Raw genomic sequence first — 17,033 nt, 5'->3', positions numbered from 1 at the left:
CTGGAATTTTCCGTTTTTGCTTTAAAAGAGCAATGGATTAAGGCTTCTTGGGTTAGGCTATAATTAGCCTTAACGCTGGTAACTGCAAGCGCCAAACGGAGAAGCCCCAGTGGTTGGCTGCATAGATGATAGTCATACAGTGCAACGGAATGTACAGAAGCCAACATTCGGTTAGGGGCTGTAGTGAGCAGTTTACAAACAAGGTAATTAATGACTAATCGCCAAATCTCGATATTCTTGTTCCAACATTGAGAGTAAGTGCTCATTTCCTTGTTCTCTCGCCACAGAAATCCGACGTTCTAAGTTCCGACGGATACTTTCAAGATGAGCGTTAGCTGCTTCACTTTCCTCATTTTGCGTTGTAAAGTGTCGAGGACTGGGTAACTCAGAATGAGGAGTCACTGCTGGAATTGGAAGATCTGATCGGTGAGAAGATTGAACAACTGGACGCTTGCTATAATTGACTCCTCGATATTGTAACCAGAGTTTCGGTTCGAGTTCGGGAATGTGGCGCGGATAATGATCACGCCAAGGCTGTCCTCTATATGTTCCGACGACCTCGCCTTCTGTTGTTTCTAGAGGCATTGTTTCTGTTTCATAGTTAATCCCGCGATAGGTTAATCTCATGATTGTCTCCTTAGCAATCGATCCACTCCAAATCTCATTATAGTTTCTCATTCTGTATCGAATGTTACACTTTATAATGATTTTCAGAAATTCCTGAAATTTTGCTCGACGATAGCAGATTCTCCTGAATGCGATAAGCTAACAAGAGATTGATCGCACGTTATCGATATAGACAACTTATGAGATTTCAAACCATAGCCGTGATCGCCCTTTCCCTCATGTTTTGGCTAGGAGGACTGTTCATTTCTCCAGAGGCGGAAGCAAAGACACAAATTAAACTTTCTAATGTTTCCTACCAAGAGTGTCCCGAAGAATATGAAGGGGGATTACTCAGTGGGAGTTCTAATGCAGCCAGTTGTTTTCTGGTCACGGGAAAAGCGAAAAACCCCTCGGGTAAAACCATCTATGATGCAGACGTTTTTGGACGGATTTACGATGCTAATGGTAATCCCGTCCTCCAAAACCGCACTCGTGTCGGTTCTATTTCAGAAGTGCCTCCTGGCGTTAGCGAATTTAGCCTTAGAATTAGCGTCCCGGCTAATCAACCAACGCCATTACAGCTTGAGCAATTTAAAGCCTCGGGCTTCTCTAGCCGTGTTAGCCCGAGAGTTCGGTTTTAAACACTCGTTAATAAGCTAGAAATAATTTGCAGGCTAAAAATTGCCAAAATCGGAGATAAATCAATCCCACCTAAAGGAGGGATAAAAGAGCGGAAAATATTTAGATAGGGATCAGTAACCGGGCTGAGGAATGACATTGCTTGTTGGGCCCAGCCCGCTGTTTGAAACCAGCTTAAGAGAATCCGCACAAAGATCAGAAGAAGATAAATATTAAGAAAGTTAGCGAGACTATCCGTTAGTAATGCAGTTGGACTCATAAGGATTTATAGGGATTTCTAGATTCAATTGAGCAAGTCAGAGATTACGCCTTCTGTCACCGAAGGTGACCGTTGGTCGCTATTGCGCTTAGTTTAACCGATTTTCCGAGTTTTTCGCACCGCCCCAATGACAGAAACCAGCTAGCGAACAAACTTGGGTAATTCCACTGCTGCATAAGACTGGCGTTTTTTGCGGTTCGAGCTCACCAAGGGAGAGGGAGAAAAGCGAGAACTGCTTTCGCGATGGGGCAAACTTGGGGTGGTTTTAACACCGTTTTGAGAAGATTCAGCAGCCATGGTAGCATCTGATGGTTCTCCCTCAGAGGGCATCTTTGACTCTCCCTCCGACAACCCTGTTATCTCTAGTATAGAGTCTGGTTCTTCCTCAAAAGACACCTCTGCTACCGCAGGTTGATCTGGGTTCACAGAAACATGACTTTGTTGACTTGACCAAGGAGGAATAGGTTGAGATGAAACGGGAGGATTCGGCATTAGTTCCTGATCTGTTTTTTCCGCAGTGGTTTCTAGGCATTTATTCAGAGCAGACTTAAATTGCCAAGTATGACGACGCTGTTGCTGTAGGCGAAATGATAGATCCCGAGAATATTTTTCAGCTTGACACAATTTATAAGATTGTTCTTGAAATTGCTTTTGAATCAAAGCACATTCTCGTTCCAGTTGAGCGACTCGTTGCTGAGAGACTTTTAACTGATGGGTCAACTGAGTAATTTTTTCCGCTTGTTGTTGTTCTTGCAAACGATAATTTTTTAATTCTTGAGACAAACTTAAATTTTGTTCCGACGCAGCATTAATTTCATCATTTTGCTGTGCATTTAAGTCCTCTGCTTGTCGTAACCGAAACTGTTGCTGTTCTAATTCCGTTTGCGCCGTTTCTAAAGCTCTTTGCAGTTCAGCATTCCGGCGTAACAGTTGATGATTTCGTTCCTGAAGTTGAGTCACGACTGGCGTTTCTTCCGTTGCTTCGGTGTCTGCTTCCCAAAATAACGACTCATCTAAGCTAGACTCATTGTCATTGTTTTCTTCAGTCGAGGGAGAAGGTTCAAGTGAAGCAAGGAGTTCATCAAGCTCATCACTTTCGTCGTTATCCTCAGACGCAATGAGTTCTTCAATAGCATCATAATCATTGTCCGAAAAGGGGGAAGATTTAGGGGTATCAGCTTCGCTCATGGTTTTGGGTGGGATATCTATAGGATTTATCTTAACGTTGTTTGCAATTGATGATGAGCTTAGGGCTCACTGTTTCTGTTATATAAATAAATCATGCGAATATCATCTGGTAAAGCGGTTTCTAACAGTTGATATCCTTGTTCGAGTCCACTTTTGACTTCTGCTTCTGTTAAGGGTTCGTCCACTTCTTGTAAATAATCTGCAATTCGCGCTTCACTCCAATGAAACGTTTCCGCCATCAAAACCATGAGGCGAACAATCGGCGGTAATTTATTCAAAGCAATTTCCAGATGACACCAAAATGGCGGGGGGGCTGCTTCTAAACTATAGTTAATGTTTTCTACTGGAGGAATTTCTACTTCCCGCAATGCTAAGCCTGACATTTTAATGAGCCAACTTTGTAAAGAATTTTCCCCAGTTGCTTCGAGTTCAGCTGGATTTAAGCCTTGCATTTCATAATATAAATGTCGCCAAATCATCGCAAACAGATAGTCAGATTGAACGCGCGATCGCGCACTGTGACGAATAATGGTGTAGATCAAAGGACTATACCGACAAAAAATCGCCGTAAAATGTTTTCCCTGTTCAGGATGGTTTTGCAACAGTGTTAACAATTCCAAATCGCTATGATGAAATAGCGGTTGCACTAAAGGATGATTAGCTTCTGGAAAACGAGGTATCTGCACAGCTTTTCGTCAACCTATACGAAAGATAGAATAAGGTAAGCTAGCCTAGAGCTAGATTGAGACCCAAAGCTCAATTGACTGATTAATTGCACTTTACTCCATCCGATTTGGTTTGTCGGTGAGCTTTTATTGTATTTTTTAATGATTTGCTTATGCTTTCTGGAACGATTGTTAATTTAGTTTGGTTAGGGGCTTTTTTACCCGGACTCGATACCGTTTTTTCCACTCAAGGCATTATGGTATTGCTCTTGGTTGCCTATGCTGGAGCAATGTGGATGTTCCTCACCAGTGCTCCCAAGGTTTATACAGTTATGGTATCGGATTTAGAAGTGGCGCGCCAGTTTTATGAGGGAGTTTTAAATTTAACCATTGCGGAAGTTCCCCTCCATTATTATTACAACTATGAACAATCTCTAGGCGCAACGGCGATGGACCCCCTCTATATGTCCGCCAATCCAGGCATTTCCACCAATCCCAGTTATAATGGCACCGATGGACTCTGGTATCAACTGAAAAAGAATACGCAGTTACATATCATTGCTGGGGCTAACTATGGGTATAAAGACCGTGAGCGTCACGTCTGTTTTGATCACGACTGTTTAGAACAAATTTTAATGCAAGTCCAAGCGCGACGGTTAAAGTTTAAAGTTCGTCGCACCAAACCCTTAAATTTTTTAGTCAAAGATTTAGATGAACGAGTAATTGAAATGGCAGAAGTTTCAAATTAGTTTTTCCTTCTTCGTTTCTGGTTATTTGGTAACTGGTAATTGCTCACTGTTATTCCCCTTCTGAAATGAATCCGAAGTTCCTCAAATATTCTGAAATCTTTTCGTTTCTTGCCTTCATTTTTGTCATCTTTTTTGTCCTATTACGGTTAAATTTGCTGGAAACTGAGCAGGTGGCAAGTCAAGTTCCAGAATTAGAAAAAAAGTTAGCGCAAGCACAAGCAACGGCTGACAAAATCCCCCGTTTACAAAGACAATTAGCTTCGGCACAAGACACTGCAGAAGAAGTTTATTCTTTGCAAGAAAAAGTGGAGTCGTTGCAAGAAAAAGCCGAAAAAGTTGAGGAATTACAAGCTAAATTAGAAGCAGCACAAGCGACAACGGAAGAAGTGTCTGAGTTAAGAGCGCAATTAGCCGAAGCACAAGCAACGTTAGCCCAAACCCCAGAAAGTCCACCGATTATTATTCTCTCCGAACAAAACCAAAGTTATCGCTTTGCAGTGGGATCAGCAGCAATTTCTCCCGCATTTGAAAGGGCTTTAGATAATCGCATTATTCCAGTTTTAGATCGCCAAAGTCAACAGTGTGATTGTGATGCCATTGAAGTGATTGGACATACCGATAGTTTACCCGTAAGCGGTGGACGCTCCAATTTAGATGAAAAACTAATTACCGCGTTTAATCAAGAAGAAACTCCGAATTTAGTCCCTGGTAGTAACCTGGATTTAGGGATGATGCGAGCCCTCTCCATTATTCGTTATTTGAAACAAGCACAACAGGAAGGACAGTTAACTCAAATTGAATATTTCCTTCCTTATTCCGCCGGTCAAATGTTAAAACCAAACCATACCCTTGATACCTCTCCAGAAACCAGCGAAAATGAGGGTCGTCGTCGTATTGAGATGCGTTTACTGAAATCTACAGCTTGGCAAGAGCAGATTGGCAATAACCGCTAACAAAGAAATGATGATATAGTCATGCAAGTGAAGCCGTTGGGGGAGTTTCTTCTCTTTTCTCACTAGACTCAACCAATCACTGAAAAAGGAGAAACGGGAGTCACTTTTTGCCCATGATCAATTCAATTGACCACACCTAGGAGGCACGGTTTCTTCTCTTTACCTCCTCTGTTTTTCTGATGAGGGGGTGGGGAGTTCTCACCGTGAGTTTTAACATGGATGCGGATTGGAAAACCCTTGATGCTGTTGCGATCGCGCAGGCGATTCGTCATCGTCACTGCACCGCAACAGACGTAATTACAGCAATGCTGGCTCGAATCGAAGCGGAAAATCCCTCGCGAAATTGCTTTACGACAATCACCAATGAAGCAGCGCAAAAGCAAGCCCGCACCATTGACCGTCATATTGAGCAGGGGAGTCCTCTCGGGATCTTGACAGGAGTCCCCTTTGCCGTCAAGAATTTGTTTGATATCGCGGGAATCCCCACTCTGGCAGGGTCAAAAATTAATGCCGATCAGCCACCAGCGCAACAAGATGCAGGCGCGATCGCGCGTTTGAAGCAAGCTGGAGCGGTTTTAGTGGGGGCCTTGAATATGGATGAATATGCCTATGGCTTCGTCACGGAAAACAGTCATTATGGCGCGACTCCCAATCCTCATGATGCGTCTCGTATTGCTGGCGGGTCTTCTGGGGCCTCTGCTGCAGTGGTTGCTGCAGGTTTAGTGCCGATCGCGCTGGGATCAGATACCAATGGCTCGGTTCGCGTCCCCGCAGCGTTATGTGGGGTCTATGGGCTAAAACCGACCTATGGGCGACTGTCTCGGGCGGGTACGGTTTTACTTAGTGATAGTCTCGACCATATTGGTATTTTTGCGCGATCAGTGCGCGATTTAGCAACCGTAATGGATTTACTGCAAGGAGAAGATCTTGATGATCCTGTCTCCACTAAGCATCCCCCAGAGCCTTGTTTACCCCAACTCAATTTAGGGATTCGCGATGTGCGGGTAGCCGTTGCTGATGGTTATTTTGCCACTGGGGCGCAACCCGAAGCCTTAGCCGTGGTAGAAGAATTAGCGAGAATTTTAGGCACAACACAACGGGTGACGTTACCTGAATCCGAGCGAGCCAAAGCAGCAGCCTATATTATTACTGCAACGGAAGGGGCTTCTCAACATTTACACGCTCTTAGGTCACGCCCTCAGGATTTTGACCCTGCAACGCGCGATCGGTTTTTAGCAGGGGCATTAATTCCGAGTCAGTGGTATGATCAAGCGCAACGGTTTCGCAGTTGGTATCGCGATCGGCTGCGAGAAGTCTTTCAACAGTTTGATATTATTCTTGCCCCAAGCACCCCTTGTTGTGCGCCCTATTTAGGACAAAAAACCATAGAAATTTCAGGAGAAACCTTACAAGTTCGTCCTCATTTAGGACGCTTTACCCAACCGATTTCTTTTGTCGGTTTACCCGTTTTATCTATTCCTATTTATCCCTCGGGGAGTCTTCCTCTTGGCGTACAACTCATTACCTCTCCCTATAATGAAGCGTTGTTATTACGACTGGCTAGCATTTTAGAACGAGAAAAAATCGTCACTGTAACCAGTAATCAGTAATCAGTGACCAATGACTAATGATTAATTACCCGCTAATTTCTCCTTAAAGGTTTGCCAGAGGAGTTTTGCTGAACGTCGCAGTTCATATTTGCGTTTCCAGCTTTCAAAAGCGCGATCGTATTCTTCTCCTTGCAGATGATAGGTTTTCCAAATATCGAGAGAGAGAAATAACCCCCAAATTAAAAAGATAAATGGTGACCAGTTGAGTGTTGTATCTTTGAGGAGATCGAGAGTGACCAGAAAACTATTTGTAATCAGATATTTGCCAACTTTTTGTTTAATTTGATGCCAACGATAGTTATCAAAAGCCTTGCGTTTTTGGGCTTCTTGCTGTTGGTCTAACCACGCTTTTTCCGCAGCTTGAATCGTGGTTGGAGGAATCTCTAATTCCGCAGCCATTTCAAAGAGTTGATCGCGGGTGAATTCTCCTTGATTCGACTTTTGCGCGATCGCGAGTTGTAAAATTTCTTGAACTTCCTCTTGACGATAAGTGGGTTGGGTGTAGGTGTCTGTAACTGTCATCGTTGAGCACTGGGGTTAACCTCTAGTAAGTAAATTATTGTACATTTTTTGACTTAACTTTACTTTTTAGTGGGAAGGGAAATGGGTCAAAGCCCATCTCCCTTTCCTAAAGGGCTTGCTTTCGCCAATCTGAAAAACAGTTAGGTGGGCCTCGACAAACTTCTAATCGCTTTTTACATCTGTAACACGACCTTATAAAGCATCGGTACTTAGTTTAATTACAGACCACAGTAGCTAACGGCTGGCGTTCACCGAAAGGTGTGATCACGAAAAGAAGGTAGCCTACCTTGTTATAGGTTTTTAAGGCTGAGTCTGCACGCTCGTACCTTTCTAGGTCAACAAAAATCGACCCATGTCAATTAATGTCTAGCTTTTAACGAGCGGAAACTAAGAGAGCAAAAGGAAAAAGGGATCTGATCTCTATTATGCCTAATCTCTTTCTAATCAGGAAAACAGGGGAAATTGTCACCCAAGACGCGCCTCAACTTCCCCATTTTCTCTAGATTCAGTTCCCTTGAGCAAAAACAAATGATTAGCGTTTTTCAGCTTCAATTAATTCTTCTGCAGGAAGATCGGTTTCTTCAATACTCACCCGTTGCAATTTTGCCCCAAGTCCACGTAATTTGTCTTCTAAGTTATCGTAACCGCGATCGAGATGATGTAACCCTTGAATCGTGGTGATGCCTTTGGCTGCTAAGCCAGCAACCACTAGCGCAGCAGACGCTCGCAAATCGGTGGCGACAACTGGCGCACCCGTCAGCATAGAAACCCCCCGAATAATCGCTTGCTGACCCTTCAAACGAATATCAGCCCCCATCCGCTTAAACTCAGCAACATGACGCAGACGATTTTCAAAAACGGTTTCGGTGATAACACTATCCCCTTCACTCAGGGCGAGTAACGCCATCAGTTGGGCTTGCATATCTGTGGGAAAGCCAGGATAAGGAAGCGTTTCAATATCAGTTCCGTGAAGTGTACCCGGAATCAGACTTAAGCAGTTTGGTGCATCCGCGATAATTTTGACTCCCATTGCTCTTAATTTGGCAATGACAGGAGTTAAATGCTCGGGAACAACGGGTGATAAAGAAATTTCGGAATGGGTAATCGCACCCGCGACTAAAAACGTTCCCGCTTCAATCCGATCTGGAATAATCGGATAATCCACACTGTGTAGGGATTTAACCCCAGAAATCGTAATCGTATTTGTGCCTGCACCTTGAATTTTTGCCCCCATGGCGATGCAGAAATTGGCTAAATCAACGACTTCTGGTTCTCGCGCTGCATTTTCAATGCGGGTTTCCCCTTCGGCTAAGGTAGCAGCCATTAAAATGGTTTCTGTTGCGCCGACACTGGGATAATCCAGATAAATCTCTGCTCCCTGTAAGCGATTATTACTGCCAGGAATATCGGCATAAACAATCCCGTGTTCAATGCGGACTTTTGCCCCCATGGCTTCTAAGCCTCGCACATGAAGATCCACTGGACGCGCCCCGATCGCGCATCCCCCTGGTAAAGGCACTCGCGCCACCCCTAAACGTGCTAACAATGGCCCAATCACAAAAAAACTCGCCCGTAAACGAGAGACAAGTTCGTAAGGGGGTTTCGATGTTGTAATCTCTTGGGCGTTAATCTCTAAAGTGTCCCCGTTGCGGTTCAGTTTCAGTCCTAAACTGTTTAAAACATCTCCCATGTGATTAATATCGACGAGAGAGGGAATATTCCGCAAACGGCATTCATCCGCACATAACAGCGTTCCTGCCATAATGGCTAAAGCAGAGTTTTTTGCCCCACTAATAGTAACCTGTCCGTTTAACTGGGTTTCTCCCCAAATTTTTAGCACAGAAGGGGGTTGGGTCTCAGTTGATAAATTAATGGCTCTATCCTCCAAAAAACACACCACAATTAAAATCAAAACTTAGAAAGTTGCTTTGATTGTATCGGATTCGGGGAAATCGCAAGTAACTAATCACACTTTCTCCATTGATTTTTGTCCCAATTTCTAGGACTCTAGAGGTTGCTCATTTGATTACAGATTAAAACCTTAAGGAAAACTGATGTCATCACAGCATTTATCGGAAAAAGTTGCCATTGTCACTGGCGCATCTCGTGGAATCGGTCGCGCGATCGCGATCGCGCTAGCCCAAGAAGGGGCAAAAGTCGTGGTTAACTATGCCCGTTCCGACTCAGCAGCCAACGAAGTCGTGAAGGCGATTACTGAGGCAGGCGGAGAAGCCATTGCAGTTCAAGCTGATGTCAGTAAGGCAGAAGAAGTGCAAAATCTCATTAAAGAAACTCGCAGTCAATATGGATCAATTGATGTTTTAGTGAATAATGCCGGGATTACCCGTGATACTTTATTATTACGGATGAAATTAGAAGATTGGCAAGCGGTGATAGACTTAAACCTCACGGGTGTCTTCCTCTGCACGCAGGCGGTCAGTAAAATCATGCTCAAACAGCGTCAAGGCAGAATTATTAATATCGCCTCTGTTGCTGGACAAATGGGGAATCCTGGACAAGCGAACTACAGTGCTGCTAAAGCGGGAGTCATTGGCTTTACCAAAACAATGGCAAAAGAACTTGCTTCTCGGAATGTTACAGTGAATGCGGTTGCCCCTGGCTTTATCGCAACGGAAATGACCAGCGAGTTAGATGCGGAAGGCATTTTGCAATACATCCCCCTCGGACGCTATGGTCAACCTGAAGAAGTGGCGGGAATGGTGCGTTTTCTCGCTAGCGATCCTGCTGCTGCTTACATTACGGGACAAGTCTTTAATGTTGATGGCGGAATGGTCATGAGTTGATCAGAGGCAATGATGCTCAAAGTTTAAAATTGGGGTTCACCCCCCCCTCTCCCACTCACCCCATCTGATTAGCCTTGCTATCCCTTGAAACATTAATCTTTGATCAATAATGATTTTCTGGGAAAAAGTTGGATCTTTTTCTTGCAGATAATGATGGAGTAAAATGGCATCACCTCCAGTGAAAATGATTTGTCCTTCGGGGGATCTTTTTAACCAATCGGTCACGTAAAAATAAATGCCACTGATTAAAGTATAAATTACGCCACTCGCGATCGCGCTATCTGTAGAATTCGCCCACAACGGCGGTAAAATTTCTGGTAAACTCGCTTCAGAAAGGGCTGCGGTCTGTTGGTTTAAGGCTCGTAATTGCAACCTTAAACCAGGTAAAATTGCCCCACCGAGAAAATCTTTTTGCTGCCCTACCGCCGTATAAGTGAGCGCGGTTCCCCCATCAATGACTAAAACTGGATAACCATAGGTTTCTCCTGCACCATAAGCACACACTGCGCGATCGCTGCCTAAAGTAGCATAAAGATTATTCAGGGGAATCTGATCTTTAGTAATCACTGTTTGATCAGGATAATTCTGCCAAAGTTTTGTCTGTTCAGGAACAACAGAAATAATATAAATCCACGTTTTATTAGGAAGAGATTCCGTAACTGATTTTGGAAATAAATCTCTAGGGAAATCAGTAATAGGTTTCTTTAAGTGAGGTGTATCCCAAGTTTGTAACAGTTGTTTTCCCTTCAACCATCCCCAATGTAAACGAGAATTCCCAATAACTAACGCTAAATAATCCACAAGAATTTATATATATAGCAGTTTTCATCCTCATGAGGTACATTCTCAATTTTTGTTCTTTGTTCTTTGTTCCTTGTTCTTTGAAATACCACAAACCATGAACCAATGACTAATGATCGATGATCATTGACCAAGGACTAAGTTTAAGTTAACTCAATTTGAGAGTCATCCCCAATTAAAAACCGCATCGCTTTCGGACGTTTTGGTGCAATTTTTAATTCGACCCGTTCCCCAATTAAACTATCTACAATTCGCTGTTGAATATTGAGAACTTTTGCCTGTCTTAAAATCACACTATGTTCGAGATCCGCTTCGATTAAAGTCGTCTCATCTGCGATACTACTATAAGGGCCAATAAAACAGTTTTCAAGAAGACAATTTTCCCCAATAATAACTGGACCGCGAATCGTGGAATTTTTTATTTTTGTTCCCTTTCCAATTTTCACTCGTCCAATAATTTGTGAGTGATTATCAACTTCTCCTAACACCTCAATCGGAAGACGAGTATCAAGAATAATCCGATTAGCTTCTAACAAATCATCTTTTTTTCCCGTATCTAACCACCAACCTTGTAGTTGACAAGAACCCACTTTTTTATTTTCGTCAATTAGCCATTGAATCGCATCTGTGATTTCTAATTCTCCTCTGGCTGAGGGGTTAATTTGCGCGATCGCGCTGTGAACAGTAGCATTAAAAAAGTAAATCCCAACCAAAGCCAAATTAGACGGCGGATCTTTGGGCTTTTCAATTAATTGAAACACCTTTCCCTCTCCATCCACACTGGCGACCCCGAAAGCACTGGGATTCGACACCTGACGCAGCAAAATTAAAGCATCATCTTGTTGTTTTTTGAACTCGCTTAAAAACATCTTTAAATCTGCTTCCACTAAATTATCCCCTAAATACATAATAAAAGGGGAATCACCGAGAAACGGTTGGGCAATTTTTACCGCATGGGCTAACCCAGCTGGTTCATCTTGGGTAATATAAGTAATTTTTGCCCCAAACTGACTTCCATCTCCCGTTTTGTCTTTAATTTCTTGTCCAGTTTCGGGGCTAATAATAATACCAATATCGGTAATTCCCGCCTCTACAATTGCCTCAAGGCCATACCATAAAATGGGCTTATTTGCAACGGGAACCAGTTGTTTTGCGCCCGTATATGTGAGAGGACGGAGTCGCGTTCCTTTACCACCAGAAAGAATTAATGCTTTCATTTTTGAGTCGATAATTGGGTTAACATTTCTCTGAGGCTAATGCGCCACTGCGGGGGGCGTGTTCCTAAAACTTGACTAATTTTTTCTCCTGATAAAACCGAGTAAGCAGGGCGCTTGGCGGGAGTCGGATAGTCCCGAGTTAAAATTGGAGAAACACGATGCACTTTTAAGGGAAAATGTAACACTTTTGCTTCTTCAAAAATCGCGATCGCGAAATCATACCAACTGGCGACCCCACTATTCGTAAAATGATAAATCTCTTGCACCGAAGAAGCGGGTAACTTCAGAATTAATCCCACAATTGCTTTAGCGATATCATTACTCCAAGTCGGCGTTCCCACCTGATCAGAAACGACATTTAATTCTTCTCTTTCTTCCCCAAGACGCAACATTGTTTTAACAAAATTTCCACTACCATAAGCCCCATAAACCCAAGCTGTCCGTAAAATAATATAATTACTCGAATGCTGTTGAATTCCTCGTTCTCCAACTAGTTTTGATTGACCATAAACACCCAAAGGATTGGGGTCATCTGTTTCTGTATAAGGTTTATGTTTTGTCCCATCAAACACATAATCTGTAGAAATATGGAGTAATCTCGCCCCAATTTGTTCTGCACTTTCTGCTAAAACTGTCGGCGCATTACCATTCACCGCATACGCTAGAGACTCTTCACTTTCTGCTTTATCAACCGCCGTGTAAGCCCCAGCATTAATAATGACATTCGGTTGATGATGATGGATACAGTCTCGAATTTTTTCCTCATTACTTAAGTCAAGTTCTTCTCTCCCAAGAGCAACCACTTCCCCAACTTGCGTGAGTAATAATTCTAGCTCTTGACCCACTTGACCATTTTTTCCAGTTAAAAGAATTTTAGTCATAAAGGTCTGCGTCCTTTAAATATTTTCCCGCTTGATCTTTCGTCGATAAAATCGGTTCTTCCCTATTTTGCCAGTCAATTTGCAGATCTGGATCATTCCAAATGATACATCGTTCTTGTTCTGGTGCATAATAATCAGTGGTTTTATATAAAACCTCCGCCACATCTGAAATGACATAAAACCCATGAGCAAATCCTTCTGGAATCCACAATTGCTGCTTATTCCTCGCACTGAGAATGCAACTCACCCATTGACCAAAGGTAGGAGAAGAGCGACGAATATCAACAGCAACATCTAAAATTTCACCAACAATCGTTCGGACTAATTTTCCTTGGGCTTGCTGAATTTGATAATGTAATCCTCGCAAGACCTTTTGTTGAGAGCGGGAATGGTTATCTTGAACAAACTCAGTTTTGACTCCAGTTTTGTCCCGAAACTTGTTTTGATTAAAACTTTCAAAGAAAAAGCCTCGATCATCACCGAAAACTTGCGGTTGAATAATCAACACCTCGGGAATCTCAGTTGCAAAAATCTCCATTTTTTTTAAGAAAGCGCGAATTGATTTAATAGAAGAGGCATTTCAGAAGTTTTGTCAGTCAACTAGGGTCACCCCCTGATCCACCTACAGCAGACATTCACCTGATGACATTCTCTCATTTAATTGGTCAAGAACAAGCCGTAGAATTGTTAACTAGTGCGATTCATCGTCAACGCATCGCCCCAGCTTACCTGTTTAGCGGTCCCGAAGGAGTGGGACGACATTTAGCTGCTCTTGAGTTTAGCACTTTAATCCTTGCGGGAAAACAAGATGAAGCGTTGGTGCGCCGTAAAGTTAACCAACATAATCATCCTGATTTATTAGAAGTCGAACCCACTTATTTGCATCAAGGAAAATTGTTCACTGAAGCACAAGCCGAAGCAGAAGGCTTAAAACGGAAAGCCCCTCCCCAAATCCGAGTGGAACAGATTCGGGAGATTGCGGAATTTTTGTCCCGTCCACCCCTAGAAGCATCTCGTGCGGTCGTTATTATTGATTCAGCACAGACCATGGCGGAAAGTGCAGCGAATGCTTTATTAAAAACCCTAGAAGAACCAGGAAAAGCAACCCTCATCTTGATTGCGCCTAGTACAGATGCGTTACTACCTACTTTAGTCTCGCGCTGTCAACGGATTCCGTTTTCTCGTCTCGCAACTGATGAACTGAAACAAGTTTTACTCCAAGCCAATTATCATGAAATCCTTGAACAAGACACGGTTCTCGCGATCGCGCAAGGGAGTCCTGGAGAAGCCATCACCGCAACCGATCACTTAGATCACCTCCCTTCCCACCTATTAGAACGACTGACCACACTCATCTCTCCTCAAGACAACTCTTCTCTCGCCCAGATTGAACTCGCCCTGACTTTAGCCAAAGATATTACTCAAACCCTTGATTTCAATACGCAGCTTTGGCTGATTAATTATCTTCAACAATCCTATTGGCAAAACGCCCTTCAGGATGAATTTCCTCTTCGGATTCAGTTAGGATTAGAGCAATTAGAGGCAAGTCGCAAACAACTCTTAAACTATGTTCAACCCCGCTTCGTTTGGGAAGTCACATTTTTGAAGATCATCAACACAACACATTCTTGAAACAGTTATCATTGTTGCTTGAGATATCTTCGGTCAGAATAAAAAAATATTTTTCTCCTTGATTCCTGTTATCCTGAAAAGCGGTGTCGTCAAAATATAATCCTTTCTTAATGTCGAATTGGTTTTCTTGGGTTCTTCCCAATCGTCTTGCTGTGGGTTCTCTTCCCCAATCTGAGTACGCTATTGCTTACCTCAGTCGTATTGGTATCACCTCTGTCTTATCTTTAACAACACCCAAAGAAGTTAAAATTCCCCAAGAAATTCATAATCGGTTTGTTTGGAAAAATGTTCCCATCCCAGATGGCGCAAAGGGAGGTATTCCAGAAGTTAAACATTTTCAAGAAGCCTGTGCCACCTTATTGCGATGGCAACAACGTCATCATGTCACTTATGTTCACTGTTTAGCTGGTGTCGGGCGTTCCCCTGCCATCTGTGCAGCCTATATTGCAACCATCAAAGGAATTTCTGTCGCAGAAGCAGTTACTTATGTTCAGGACAGACATCGCAATGCCCATCCTGATCTCGCACAAATCTCTGTTATGCACCAGTTTCTCGGTTTATCTGCCACCGAGAAAGCTGAATTTTAAATTACCCTTTCGGCGCAGGATGACTCGTTCGGTAGAACGGCTTTTTCACCACTTGGGCGGGGTATTTTTTGCCCCGAATTTCTACTTCTAGGGCTTGTCCGACTTTAGCAAGCGATTTCGGGACATAACCGAGAGCAATGGCTTTACCGAGAGTTGGTGATAATGTGCCACTGGTGACGATTCCCACTTCTTTCCCTTCCTGTAAAATTGGATAATCATGGCGGGCAATCCCTCGTCCTTGCATTTCCAGTCCGACTAAACGCCGTTGTAGTCCTTCTGCTTTCTGCTTAGCTAGAACTTCTCGCCCGATAAAATCACCTTTACTATCAAGATGGACTAACCAGCCTAAGCCCGCTTCTAAAGGCGTAGTGGTATCGTCAATATCTTGGCTATAAAGAGATAATGCAGATTCTAAGCGTAGGGTATCTCGTGCGCCTAACCCGCAAGGAGTCACTCCTTTTTCTAATAACGCTTCCCAGAGTTTTCTCCCCGCAGCGATCGGAAGCATGATTTCTACACCATCTTCCCCCGTGTAACCTGTGCGAGAGATAAAAGCCGTTTCTCCAAAAACAGAAACTTCAGTATGACCAAAGGCTTTGAGAGAGGTCATGTCTCCTTCTAGCAGTGGATCAAGGGTGGTAATGGCTTTTGGCCCCTGTACCGCCAGTAGAATTTGCTCTTGAGAGACATCATGCAGTTGTACCGAAGTCTCTTTGAGTTGTTCGAGAAGCCAGGTTTTATCTTTATCTGTTGTTGCTGCATTGACAATGGCAACGGCGCGATTGTTGCCTTGGTAATAAAAGATAAAATCGTCAATAATTCCGCCTTGGGGGTTCAGTAAAACTGTATATTGCGATTCACCTGCACTCAAGCGAGACAGATCAGACGGAACGAGACGTTGGAGTTGTTCGCGGAGATGTTCTCCTGAGAGTAAAAACTTACCCATGTGGGAAATGTCAAACATACCAACGGCTTCACGAACCGCAGCGTGTTCTGGTTTTAAACCAGAGAATTGAACTGGCATTTCCCAACCAGCAAACTCAGTCATGCGAGCATTTTGCTGGAGAATTAAGTCATAGAGAGGAGTCTGTGCGGTTTGATTTGATGTCGTTGTCACAATAATGCTTTAACTTTCCTTAATCTACAGTGTCTTTAGCATACCAAGCTGACCCTTCTTTCCCAAGCGCGATCGCGCTTAACGACTAAAATGAATCGTGCTATAATCAAACGCTAGCTCTCTTCCCTATTGACACGCCATGGAACCCACCAACTTCTTCACCGCCATTGGTTTAGCTGCTGGTACCCTGACCACGATCGCGTTTTTACCCCAAGTGATTAAAACTTGGCAATCGAAATCTGCAAAAGATATTTCTCTTGGGATGTTTTCTACCTTTTGTACAGGTGTTTTTCTCTGGATTGTTTACGGCTTCAGCGTTGGTGATTTACCCGTTTTATTGGCCAATATTGTTACCTTTGTCCTCGCTTTCACCATTCTCGTCTTTAAATTTAGATATGGATAAAACTTAAAATTTGAAGCCTCAGAAGTTGAGAAATAACAACTTCAATAGTTAATTGGTCGGTTGTTATTGTTAAATTATATTGAGATTGAAAATTATTGAAGGCGATTCATGGTAGTCATGAAAACTCTTTTTTTAAATTGCTCAATTGTTTTTGAACAAAGAGTTCTGCCAACTGTTAAGTATTAATAATCACTGTTGTCCTCAGATCAAAAGTTGTGTATTCTAAGGATGTTAATAGCAAAAAACTAGATTAATCAGTCAAGGCAGTTCGTTTCAGTTATCAACTTAAAAGGGACATTTCACTAATAAGTTGATACGACTAATTGATGATTGAATTCATTTGAGGAACAAAGTTTCTCTGCAAACTTCGTTATGGTTTTTTCTGATTGATTCTTTCCTC

At 43.0% G+C, this 17,033-nt stretch carries 19 protein-coding genes; 8 read left to right on the top strand and 11 right to left on the bottom strand.

Annotated elements, in window-relative coordinates; genetic code table 11:
* Positions 1–207: 207 nt before the first annotated feature.
* Positions 208–627 (bottom strand): DUF4278 domain-containing protein, encoded by a 420-nt coding sequence (locus tag PCC7418_RS01970; RefSeq protein ID WP_015224500.1) that lies wholly within the window; start codon positions 625–627, stop codon positions 208–210.
* Between the two features lie 179 nt (positions 628–806).
* Here PCC7418_RS01970 and PCC7418_RS01965 point away from each other — a divergent pair, with 179 nt between their 5' ends.
* Positions 807–1,247 carry a hypothetical protein gene (locus tag PCC7418_RS01965; RefSeq protein ID WP_015224499.1) on the top strand — a complete coding sequence of 147 codons (441 nt, stop codon included), beginning with the start codon at positions 807–809 and terminating at the stop codon, positions 1,245–1,247.
* On the opposite strand, the gene PCC7418_RS01960 is transcribed toward PCC7418_RS01965, so the two are convergent.
* The 3 genes from PCC7418_RS01960 to PCC7418_RS01950 form a co-directional block, all read right to left on the bottom strand.
* Positions 1,244–1,504, bottom strand: coding sequence for a YggT family protein (locus tag PCC7418_RS01960; RefSeq protein ID WP_015224498.1), 261 nt, complete (start codon positions 1,502–1,504; stop codon positions 1,244–1,246). The two genes, PCC7418_RS01965 and PCC7418_RS01960, sit on opposite strands and share 4 nt — an antisense overlap.
* 141 nt (positions 1,505–1,645) lie before the next feature.
* Entirely contained in the window at positions 1,646–2,692 is a 1,047-nt protein-coding gene (locus tag PCC7418_RS19210) for a hypothetical protein (protein WP_015224497.1), read from the bottom strand.
* Between the two features lie 59 nt (positions 2,693–2,751).
* On the bottom strand, positions 2,752–3,378 hold the full coding sequence (locus PCC7418_RS01950) for a hypothetical protein (protein ID WP_015224496.1): 627 nt from the start codon (positions 3,376–3,378) through the stop codon (positions 2,752–2,754).
* A gap of 152 nt (positions 3,379–3,530) precedes the next feature.
* Between PCC7418_RS01950 and PCC7418_RS01945 the strand changes: the two genes are divergently transcribed.
* The 3 genes from PCC7418_RS01945 to PCC7418_RS01935 all read left to right on the top strand — a co-directional run bounded on the left by PCC7418_RS01945 (position 3,531) and on the right by PCC7418_RS01935 (position 6,669).
* The gene (locus PCC7418_RS01945) at positions 3,531–4,106 is read left to right on the top strand and encodes a hypothetical protein (protein WP_015224495.1); all 576 of its coding nucleotides are present in this window, start codon (positions 3,531–3,533) and stop codon (positions 4,104–4,106) included.
* A gap of 170 nt (positions 4,107–4,276) precedes the next feature.
* The gene (locus PCC7418_RS01940) at positions 4,277–5,059 is read left to right on the top strand and encodes a flagellar motor protein (protein ID WP_216086665.1); all 783 of its coding nucleotides are present in this window, start codon (positions 4,277–4,279) and stop codon (positions 5,057–5,059) included.
* 215 nt (positions 5,060–5,274) lie between these two features.
* Positions 5,275–6,669, top strand: a complete 1,395-nt coding sequence (locus PCC7418_RS01935) for an AtzE family amidohydrolase (RefSeq protein WP_041596117.1) — start codon at positions 5,275–5,277, stop codon at positions 6,667–6,669.
* 21 nt (positions 6,670–6,690) lie between these two features.
* Here the strand turns inward: PCC7418_RS01935 and PCC7418_RS01930 are convergent, their stop codons facing one another.
* Positions 6,691–7,191, bottom strand: a complete 501-nt coding sequence (locus PCC7418_RS01930) for a 2TM domain-containing protein (RefSeq protein WP_015224492.1) — start codon at positions 7,189–7,191, stop codon at positions 6,691–6,693.
* A gap of 532 nt (positions 7,192–7,723) precedes the next feature.
* On the bottom strand, positions 7,724–9,091 hold the full coding sequence (gene murA / locus PCC7418_RS01925) for a UDP-N-acetylglucosamine 1-carboxyvinyltransferase (RefSeq protein ID WP_015224491.1): 1,368 nt from the start codon (positions 9,089–9,091) through the stop codon (positions 7,724–7,726).
* A 154-nt stretch (positions 9,092–9,245) separates the two neighbouring features.
* On the opposite strand from murA, the gene fabG reads away from it, so the two are divergent.
* Positions 9,246–9,995: a 3-oxoacyl-[acyl-carrier-protein] reductase gene (gene fabG / locus PCC7418_RS01920; protein WP_015224490.1), complete on the top strand. Its 750-nt coding sequence runs from the start codon at positions 9,246–9,248 to the stop codon at positions 9,993–9,995.
* A gap of 36 nt (positions 9,996–10,031) precedes the next feature.
* Here fabG and PCC7418_RS01915 read toward each other — a convergent pair whose 3' ends face one another.
* The 4 genes from PCC7418_RS01915 to rfbC all read right to left on the bottom strand — a co-directional run bounded on the left by PCC7418_RS01915 (position 10,032) and on the right by rfbC (position 13,432).
* A complete protein-coding gene (locus PCC7418_RS01915; protein ID WP_015224489.1) occupies positions 10,032–10,796 on the bottom strand; it encodes a pantothenate kinase in 765 nt (254 codons plus the stop codon).
* A 143-nt stretch (positions 10,797–10,939) separates the two neighbouring features.
* A complete protein-coding gene (locus PCC7418_RS01910; RefSeq protein WP_015224488.1) occupies positions 10,940–12,013 on the bottom strand; it encodes a glucose-1-phosphate thymidylyltransferase in 1,074 nt (357 codons plus the stop codon).
* A complete protein-coding gene (rfbD, locus tag PCC7418_RS01905; protein ID WP_015224487.1) occupies positions 12,010–12,894 on the bottom strand; it encodes a dTDP-4-dehydrorhamnose reductase in 885 nt (294 codons plus the stop codon). Before rfbD ends, PCC7418_RS01910 begins: the two co-directional genes overlap by 4 nt.
* Positions 12,887–13,432, bottom strand: coding sequence for a dTDP-4-dehydrorhamnose 3,5-epimerase (gene rfbC, locus PCC7418_RS01900; RefSeq protein ID WP_015224486.1), 546 nt, complete (start codon positions 13,430–13,432; stop codon positions 12,887–12,889). Before rfbC ends, rfbD begins: the two co-directional genes overlap by 8 nt.
* A gap of 104 nt (positions 13,433–13,536) precedes the next feature.
* Between rfbC and PCC7418_RS01895 the strand changes: the two genes are divergently transcribed.
* Both PCC7418_RS01895 and PCC7418_RS01890 read left to right on the top strand, forming a co-directional pair.
* Entirely contained in the window at positions 13,537–14,526 is a 990-nt protein-coding gene (locus tag PCC7418_RS01895; RefSeq protein WP_015224485.1) for a DNA polymerase III subunit delta', read from the top strand.
* Positions 14,527–14,636: 110 nt separating this feature from the next.
* A complete protein-coding gene (locus PCC7418_RS01890) occupies positions 14,637–15,113 on the top strand; it encodes a dual specificity protein phosphatase family protein (RefSeq protein ID WP_015224484.1) in 477 nt (158 codons plus the stop codon).
* A gap of 1 nt (position 15,114) precedes the next feature.
* Here the strand turns inward: PCC7418_RS01890 and gcvT are convergent, their stop codons facing one another.
* Positions 15,115–16,230, bottom strand: a complete 1,116-nt coding sequence (gene gcvT, locus PCC7418_RS01885; RefSeq protein WP_015224483.1) for a glycine cleavage system aminomethyltransferase GcvT — start codon at positions 16,228–16,230, stop codon at positions 15,115–15,117.
* Positions 16,231–16,369: 139 nt separating this feature from the next.
* Here gcvT and PCC7418_RS01880 point away from each other — a divergent pair, with 139 nt between their 5' ends.
* Complete coding sequence (locus PCC7418_RS01880) at positions 16,370–16,633, top strand: SemiSWEET transporter (RefSeq protein ID WP_015224482.1); 264 nt, start codon at positions 16,370–16,372, stop codon at positions 16,631–16,633.
* The last annotated feature ends 400 nt before the right edge of the window (positions 16,634–17,033 follow it).

This window comes from Halothece sp. PCC 7418, assembly GCF_000317635.1.
Lineage (GTDB): Bacteria > Cyanobacteriota > Cyanobacteriia > Cyanobacteriales > Rubidibacteraceae > Halothece.
This window is presented reverse-complemented; position numbering and strand designations above follow the sequence as displayed.

Bases quoted from the DNA above. Each gene is read 5' to 3' on its own strand.
- PCC7418_RS19210 (WP_015224497.1), bottom strand. From the start codon at position 2,692: ATGAGCGAAGCTGATACCCCTAAATCTTCCCCCTTTTCGGACAATGAT.
- PCC7418_RS01890 (WP_015224484.1), top strand. From the start codon at position 14,637: ATGTCGAATTGGTTTTCTTGGGTTCTTCCCAATCGTCTTGCTGTGGGT.
- PCC7418_RS01945 (WP_015224495.1), top strand. From the start codon at position 3,531: ATGCTTTCTGGAACGATTGTTAATTTAGTTTGGTTAGGGGCTTTTTTA.
- PCC7418_RS01965 (WP_015224499.1), top strand. From the start codon at position 807: ATGAGATTTCAAACCATAGCCGTGATCGCCCTTTCCCTCATGTTTTGG.
- rfbC (WP_015224486.1), bottom strand. From the start codon at position 13,432: ATGGAGATTTTTGCAACTGAGATTCCCGAGGTGTTGATTATTCAACCG.
- PCC7418_RS01935 (WP_041596117.1), top strand. From the start codon at position 5,275: ATGGATGCGGATTGGAAAACCCTTGATGCTGTTGCGATCGCGCAGGCG.
- PCC7418_RS01880 (WP_015224482.1), top strand. From the start codon at position 16,370: ATGGAACCCACCAACTTCTTCACCGCCATTGGTTTAGCTGCTGGTACC.
- rfbD (WP_015224487.1), bottom strand. From the start codon at position 12,894: ATGACTAAAATTCTTTTAACTGGAAAAAATGGTCAAGTGGGTCAAGAG.
- PCC7418_RS01930 (WP_015224492.1), bottom strand. From the start codon at position 7,191: ATGACAGTTACAGACACCTACACCCAACCCACTTATCGTCAAGAGGAA.
- PCC7418_RS01970 (WP_015224500.1), bottom strand. From the start codon at position 627: ATGAGATTAACCTATCGCGGGATTAACTATGAAACAGAAACAATGCCT.
- fabG (WP_015224490.1), top strand. From the start codon at position 9,246: ATGTCATCACAGCATTTATCGGAAAAAGTTGCCATTGTCACTGGCGCA.
- PCC7418_RS01910 (WP_015224488.1), bottom strand. From the start codon at position 12,013: ATGAAAGCATTAATTCTTTCTGGTGGTAAAGGAACGCGACTCCGTCCT.
- PCC7418_RS01895 (WP_015224485.1), top strand. From the start codon at position 13,537: ATGACATTCTCTCATTTAATTGGTCAAGAACAAGCCGTAGAATTGTTA.
- PCC7418_RS01960 (WP_015224498.1), bottom strand. From the start codon at position 1,504: ATGAGTCCAACTGCATTACTAACGGATAGTCTCGCTAACTTTCTTAAT.